We start from the raw sequence: 7,703 nt of genomic DNA on the forward strand, positions 1-7,703 counted from the left end.
CGAGGTTTGTCATCAATCTGAATAGCCACATTTAGTGGCTATTTTTATTAATGGCTATGATTCAATTCCTTGACTACGCAGATAATCTTCATAATTACCCGTATAATCGTTCACTTTTTCAGGTGTAATTTCAACAATTCGAGTCGCTAAGGAACTTACAAACTCACGGTCGTGTGAAACAAAAAATAGTGTGCCCTGATAAAGCTCTAATGCCATATTGAGTGATTCAATTGATTCCATATCAAGATGGTTTGTTGGCTCATCCATGACAATAATATTCGGGCGTTGCATCATCAATTTACCAAATAACATGCGTCCCTTTTCACCACCAGATAGAACTTTAACTTGTTTTTTAATATCATCTTGCGAAAATAATAAACGCCCTAAAATACTACGTACCGCTTGCTCATCGTCGGTGGGTTGCTTCCATTGACTCATCCAGTCAAATACGGTTAAGTCTTCATCAAATTCATATTCATGATCTTGCGCGTAATAACCAATATTGGCATTTTCTGACCATTTGATCTCGCCTTGTTCTGGTGTCAGTTCGCCCATTAAGGTTTTTAGTAGGGTGGTTTTACCGATACCGTTAGTCCCTAAAATTGCGACTTTCTCGCCCACTTCAACCATTAATTTAAGATTTTTAAATAGTGGACCGTTGTCAAAACCTTTCGTCAGATTTTCAACAACAAGGGCATTGCGAAACAGCTTTTTATCCTGTTCAAAGCGAATAAATGGGTTTTGACGGCTGGAAGCTTTGACTTCTTCAAGTTTGATTTTTTCAATTTGTCTGGCGCGTGATGTCGCTTGCTTGGATTTAGAAGCATTGGCACTAAAACGACTTACAAACGATTGCAATTCACTTATTTGTGCTTTCTTTTTGGCATTGTCAGCTAATAAGCGCTCTCTGGCTTGAGTTGACGCGGTCATATAATCGTCGTAATTACCAGGATAGACACGCAATTCACCATAATCCAAATCGGCCATATGGGTACAAACCATATTTAAAAAATGGCGGTCATGCGAAATAATAATCATCGTACTTTCGCGTTGATTTAACGTCTCCTCAAGCCAACGGATCGTATCAATATCTAAGTTATTGGTTGGTTCATCAAGCAATAAGATATCAGGATTTGAAAATAGGGCTTGGGCTAACAATACCCGTAACTTCCAACCTGGCGCGATTTCACTCATTAGCCCGTAATGTTGTTCAATGGGGATACCAACACCTAATAATAATTCGCCAGCACGAGACTCAGCGCTATAACCATCCATTTCAGCATATTGAATTTCTAAATCAGCCACTTTAAACCCGTCTTCTTCGCTCATTTCCGGAAGCGAGTAAATACGATCGCGTTCTTGTTTGATTTGCCATAATTCGGTATGCCCCATAATGACGGTATCAAGTACGGTAAAATCTTCAAAAGCAAACTGATCTTGGCGTAATTTACCTAATCTTTCATGTGGATCGAGCGATACATTACCCGATGTCGGCACTAGATCACCACCAATAATTTTCATAAAGGTCGATTTACCACAGCCATTAGCACCGATAAGCCCATAGCGATTACCGTTACCAAATTTAACCGAAATGTTTTCAAATAATGGCTTACTGCCAAATTGCATTGTGATGTTATTTGTACTTAACACTAAAATTTACTCTCTTTAAAATGCGTTTTGCTCAAAAGCAATAATTAGCCTTTGCATGACGTTGCGAAAATATAAATTGGAGCACATTATGCCATAATTAATCATTTTTGAGGATCTTTGTTTTAAATAACAGCATTTAGGAAGGGTATATTTAATTTAATTCTTAATATATTGTAAAATATAGGAAAGTTTCAGGACGTCTACACACCATAATTAAAATAAATTCCTAATTAAAATTAACTGCAAGAGAATGATAATATTAATCGAATTTGTGTCAGATTTAAGCTAATTTGTGCCGATTATAACTTGAAAATTCCTTATGATGGCTTTTATTTAATCGTTAAAAGAGGCCAACATGCGTATTTTGTGCAAAGCGAAAGCCATTATTTATAGTACATTATTATTGAGCACAAGTTGCAGTTATGCGACACAATTACAATTAACTAGCACTGATCTTATCAATAATGGATTTACTACTCGGTTTATATCCAATCAATTTGGTTGCCAAGGCGAAAATATATCTCCACAAATTTCATGGAAAAATCTACCCAAAACGACAAAAAGTTTAGTATTAACTATGTATGATCCTGATGCACCAACAGGTTCTGGTTGGTGGCATTGGGTGATTGTTAATATTCCTGTACAAACATCGTTTATTAAACAATCAGCAGGAAATAATCCCAATTTATTGCCTAAAGGAAGTAGATTAGTACGTAATGATTTTGGCGTGATAAATTATGGAGGTCCATGTCCTCCGCTAAATTCGACTCATCGATATCAATTTACACTTTATGCACTAGACATTGATCACATTGAGGTTGATGAACAAACTACCCCCAGCTCTAGTTGGTTTTATTGCTAATTCGCATCAAATAGCAAAGGCAGATATAATTTACTCCTACTCACGTTGATATTGGTTAATAGGCTATTAGGATTATGGATTTTGCTTCAATTGGTCGAGTGAATTATATAACACAACGTTGTAATCAAACCCTAAAACAGATTCAAAGCATTGATCCAATGATTGTCTATGTCATAAATGGCGAAAAACAGATTGAATGTGAGGGCGAATATTTTAAGGTAAAAACAGGTCAGTTAGTCCTGATTCCAGCAGGTAATTTAATGAATATAAATAATTTTTATATTGATGATAAGGATTATCAAGCCATTTGTTACTCTTGGCATGCGCAGCTACTAGACCAATTTGCTTTATCTCATTTTTATCAGAGTAATCAAATTTTTAAAAAAATTAAAGTTGAAACAATATTACCTGAAACTTTTATTACTCGACTAATACAGATTAAAACAGAATTATTTACACATAACCAATGCAATTCTAATCTTGTTAAACATTTATTTATTGAAATTTTAATTAGATTATCTGAATTTGGTGTGTATTTTCCACTGAATAATAACCCGAAAATTAGCCAAAAAATTCGCGAAATTATTAACCAGCAGCCAGACAAAAAGTGGCAGGCAGCAGAAATTGCTAAACAATTTGCTATGAGTGAATCAACTTTACGGCGTCATCTTGCTTTAGAAGGATATAATTTATCCAAAATTATCTTAGATATAAGAATGAATTTTGGTTTAATGCTGTTACAAACCACCCAAAAAACGATCCTACAAATTGCCCAAGAAGTGGGATATGAATCAGGCTCTCGTTTTGCTTTTTACTTTAAACAACGTTTTGGGTTTTCACCAAAGAGGCTACGTTAGCCAATTTTTTATCACTAACATTTAATTTTATTTATTAAATTGTTTTTTATGCATGTCCATTACCATGGTTTCTCAGACTATAGTATATAGCGCTAGCAATTCCTACAGATTATCAATTATTTTATCATAGTAATCAATTTTTATGATGTAAAGTTTACAAGTGCTAAGCCAATTGATACGATGCGTCTCTCATTATTTTCTTTATTTTCATCAATTATGCTTTATCTTATTTTTGTAACAATTATTTGGTCGTTTTCGTTTAGTTTTATTGGTGTTTATATCAGTGGACAGGTTGATACTTGGTTTGCTGTAGTTATGCGTGTTTTGTTAGCATTTATTACCTTTTTACCTTTTTTATGCTTTAGAAATATTAAGCTTAAAACCCTATTTCTTTTAATGGGTGTTGGGGCTTGTCAATTAGGGATTATGTACTTTTTTTATTATAATTCCTTCCAATATATTTCAGTACCTGAAGTACTGTTGTTTACCATTTTTACACCTATTTATGTCACGGTTATTTATGATTTACTGCAACGTCATCCATTAAGATTGAGTTACCTTTTTACGGCAATAATAGCAGTTATTGGTGCCGCTATTATTCGTTATGATCATATTAGTGCAAACTTTATTATTGGCTTTTTATTAATTCAAGGGGCTAATATTGTTTTTGCCTTAGGGCAGGTTGGTTATAAAAGAATTATGGAGATATATCCAATGCCTCAACATCAGGCTTTTGCTTGGGTTTACTTGGGGGCGGTAATTGTGGCAACAGTAGGTTGGTTGCTTTTTGGCGATGCATCAAAATTACCTACAACTATTTTACAATGGAGCATTATTATCTGGCTTGGCGTAGTGGCTTCTGGCATATGTTACTTTTTATGGAATTTTGGTGCGACAAAAGTGAATTCGGGCACTTTGGCTATTATGAATAATGTGGTTATTCCAACAGGGATTTTGGTGAATGTGGTGATTTGGCATCAATCAATAGACTGGGTACGCTTTATATTAGGTAGTGTAGTCATTATGTTGGCACTATTGCTACACAACAAAGTTAAAATTGCTCATTAAGTTAAGAACAATAATCTGTAGGAATTATTCGCGTTATTGACAGTAATTTGAGAAACGGCCGTCATAAATAGGCATAAGAAACAGAACTAACGCCAAATCAAAGATTGGCAATATGGGCTTAATTATAAAGAAAAATAACCGTCACTGATTTGGCTAAGCGTTTTGGTGAGTCGCCCGACCATTTGTAACCTGCTAAAAAAACTGATTGAAGCTATTTGTCTTCTTAACCAGTAGCAATAAACGCTATAAAACCATTAATTATGGAATTAATTATCTGATTAAAAATGAAGAATCGATTGAAGACAAATTAAGATGGCAAGTTAAATATTAATTTTTCAGGTTATATGTTTTGTAAAAAATATTCAGGATTCTATACCGTTTGGTGATAAATTAAAACTCTACAGTATTTTGTTTGTTAGATTCAAAAGATAGAAAATGATTTATTCATTTTTATACACATAAGATGATTTTAAGTAAAACGCTTTATTCATTGCTAGCAGATTATTTGAATCGTGAAGTGTAAGCAATCCGGTGTTGTGCTATAAATAAACGTTTAAGGTAAATGTGTCATAATTGATAAAATTAACGGTGTTGTAATGGAAGATAGCGTCGTTGATATTAATAAGCTTGAAGCAATAGGGCCTTGCAACACTTCAAACTGCCTTGCCATCATATAACAATTTATCGCAATTGAAACTGAACTGAGTAATACCACCACTTGTAATTCTAAAGTTGGAAGTCCAATGAATTTACCTAAAATATAAGTAACAATAGGTAACACAGTCAATTTTAATGTGCAGATAGCTGTTGTAATTAAAAGTTTATCGCGAATTTTATATTCAGCTAATCCCATTCCTAAAACAATTAATGAAAGAGGTGCGGTCATCTCACTCACCATTTTAGTTGATTTATCAATAAAGTTAGGTAACGGTAAACCAATAAAATTCACTATAATGCCTGTAAAAATTCCAATAATAATGGGATTTTTTGCAACATTTTTAAAGGCTTTAACAATCCCTTTAGTTGAACATTTTCCCATTTGCACAGATTCAATAGAAACCGTCGCAAGCGTCCATAAAATTAAGGCATTAAAGATAACGATAATGGCAACAATGGGGATAGCATTATCGCCTAATAACATTTTAATAATAGGAATACCAACAAACACCGTATTGGTATAAATACTACCCATAGCAAACATTGTACTTTCTGAACCGTTTAACTTAAATAATTTAGATGCAATTAGGCAACCAATTGCAAAGACAATAAAGGATCCACCAAAAAAAACGAATAACAGTTTTATATCGATTTGCGAATGTTCAGAAAAATGGCTCATGATCTGAAATAGCATGATGGGAAATGCAATATAAAAGGTAAATTTGGTTAAGCTATCGGTGACTGTTTTTTGCCAACGACCTACTTTAACCGCTAAAAAGCCGAATAAAATTAGCATAAAAAGGGGTAGAGTAGATAAAAACTGCGCCCATAATGTTGTAAAAAATACCATCGTTATTATTTTATTGATGTTTGCGTATGAAGTACCATTCTAAGTCAGTTGATCGTTTTGAATCAAATTGATAGCCTTCTAAATTGAAATCTTTAATATCATCACGGTGATTAATTTTATTTTTTATAATAAATCTGCTCATTAAACCACGCGCTTTTTTAGCATAAAAGCTAATCACTTTATAATCATCTTTGCTTTTATCTAAAAATATCGGTTGAATGATCTTAGCATTGAGCTGTTTTGCTTTTATTGCTTTGAAATATTCGTTTGATGCCAAATTAATTAATGTGGGATGTGATGATTTTAACAACTCGTCATTAAGTTTATTTGTTAATGATTCTCCCCAAAATTGATAAAGATTAGTATGGTTACCGTTTTTTAAGCGAATACCCATTTCTAAGCGATAGGGCTGAATTAGATCAAGTGGTCGTAATAAGCCATATAATCCTGACAAAATCCGTAGATGTGATTGAGCAAATTTTAGATCACTATCATTAAAATCTTCAACATGTAAGCCCTCGTAAACATCACCTTTAAAAGCCAGTATCGCTTGCCTTGCATTCTCAAGATTAAAATCACTATGCCAATTTTGAAAACGCTCATAATTAAGCTCAGCTAATTTGGGGCTGATAGACATTAATTGGGCTAAATTCTCCACACTCAATTTTTGACAATCTTGTATAAGGGTTTTAGTTGAGTCAATAAATTGAGGAAGCGTATAATTTTGGGTTAATAATGGTGATTGATAATCTAAGGTTTTTGCTGGTGAAATAATTGTTATCATAACGTATTTTGCCTATTGTATTTTGCAATAAATCGGGCTATTTTACATCTAATTCAACCCAAAGGAGTAGCAAAAATGAACGTAGATAAACAAGAAATGCACGATATCAAAGCTTGGGCTACTATTCGTGAAACATCTATTGAAATTGCCGAAGCTATTTTTGAATTAGCCAATAATGACGAAACTTTAGCTGAGCAGATTTGGTCAGAAGGGAGTGATGAAGTTTTAAAGCTCGCTTTTGCTAAAACTAAAGCTGATAGGCTGTTCTGGGGTGAGCAAACCATTGAACGCAAAAATATTTAGATTTTTATGAAGTTAACTTTTTTAGGAACAAGCGCAGGCTCTCCTACCGCACAACGTAACGTGAGTAGTATTGTGCTAGATGTTAGGCAAGAAAGAGGGCGCTTATGGCTTTTTGATTGCGGTGAGACAACTCAGATGCAAATGCAAAAAGCCAAATTTAGCCTTTCTAAACTTGAGATCCTCTTTTTAACACATTTACACGGTGATCACCTGTTTGGGCTACCCGGTGTTTTAACATCTCGCTCTTTAATGCAAAATCAATCATCGTTAATTTTGGTTGGTCCAAAAGGTATTAAACAATTTATCGAAACGGTCATTGAAATTAGTGATTCTTGGTTAACTTACCCGCTTAATATTATTGAGCTTGAAAAAGATTGTACCGTTTTTGAAGATAACCTGTTTCGAGTTGAAGCAAAATTATTACAACACCGCGTGCCTTGTTTTGGTTATCGTATTATTGAAAAAGATCTGCCAGCAACTTTAAATATTGATAAATTAAAGCAAGATAATATTGAGATAGGTTCTTTATATAGTGATCTTAAAAAAGGTAAAACAATCATACTTGATGATGGGCGACTAATTAATGGGTTAGACTATTTAGGTCAAATTAAAAAAGGTCGGAAATTAGCGATTTTAGGTGACACAATACCTTGTGAAGCATCGATTGAACTT

The 7,703-nt window shown here is 33.7% G+C and carries 8 protein-coding genes; 5 read left to right on the forward strand and 3 right to left on the reverse strand.

What is annotated here, in order from left to right:
- Positions 1-54 precede the first annotated feature (54 nt).
- Positions 55-1,650, reverse strand: coding sequence for an ABC-F family ATPase (locus A9G42_RS01125; RefSeq protein ID WP_065567197.1), 1,596 nt, complete (start codon positions 1,648-1,650; stop codon positions 55-57).
- Between the two features lie 355 nt (positions 1,651-2,005).
- Between A9G42_RS01125 and A9G42_RS01130 the strand changes: the two genes are divergently transcribed.
- The 3 genes from A9G42_RS01130 to A9G42_RS01140 all read left to right on the forward strand — a co-directional run bounded on the left by A9G42_RS01130 (position 2,006) and on the right by A9G42_RS01140 (position 4,437).
- On the forward strand, positions 2,006-2,512 hold the full coding sequence (locus tag A9G42_RS01130; RefSeq protein WP_082211747.1) for a YbhB/YbcL family Raf kinase inhibitor-like protein: 507 nt from the start codon (positions 2,006-2,008) through the stop codon (positions 2,510-2,512).
- Positions 2,513-2,586: 74 nt separating this feature from the next.
- Positions 2,587-3,369 carry an AraC family transcriptional regulator gene (locus tag A9G42_RS01135; RefSeq protein WP_065652390.1) on the forward strand — a complete coding sequence of 261 codons (783 nt, stop codon included), beginning with the start codon at positions 2,587-2,589 and terminating at the stop codon, positions 3,367-3,369.
- Positions 3,370-3,549: 180 nt separating this feature from the next.
- On the forward strand, positions 3,550-4,437 hold the full coding sequence (locus A9G42_RS01140) for a carboxylate/amino acid/amine transporter (RefSeq protein WP_218837733.1): 888 nt from the start codon (positions 3,550-3,552) through the stop codon (positions 4,435-4,437).
- A 553-nt stretch (positions 4,438-4,990) separates the two neighbouring features.
- Here A9G42_RS01140 and A9G42_RS01145 read toward each other — a convergent pair.
- Together A9G42_RS01145 and yaaA are read right to left on the reverse strand one after the other, a co-directional pair.
- Positions 4,991-5,944, reverse strand: coding sequence for an AEC family transporter (locus A9G42_RS01145; RefSeq protein WP_065652391.1), 954 nt, complete (start codon positions 5,942-5,944; stop codon positions 4,991-4,993).
- A 10-nt stretch (positions 5,945-5,954) separates the two neighbouring features.
- Positions 5,955-6,728, reverse strand: coding sequence for a peroxide stress protein YaaA (gene yaaA / locus A9G42_RS01150; protein WP_065652392.1), 774 nt, complete (start codon positions 6,726-6,728; stop codon positions 5,955-5,957).
- A 75-nt stretch (positions 6,729-6,803) separates the two neighbouring features.
- On the opposite strand from yaaA, the gene A9G42_RS01155 reads away from it, so the two are divergent.
- Entirely contained in the window at positions 6,804-7,031 is a 228-nt protein-coding gene (locus A9G42_RS01155) for a YccJ family protein (RefSeq protein ID WP_065652393.1), read from the forward strand.
- Between the two features lie 6 nt (positions 7,032-7,037).
- The coding region (locus tag A9G42_RS01160) for an MBL fold metallo-hydrolase (RefSeq protein WP_065652394.1) at positions 7,038-7,703 on the forward strand (666 nt) is incomplete at its 3' end.

Origin of the sequence: Gilliamella sp. Nev6-6 (assembly GCF_001690605.1) — a bacterium.
Lineage (GTDB): Bacteria > Pseudomonadota > Gammaproteobacteria > Enterobacterales > Orbaceae > Gilliamella > Gilliamella apicola_C.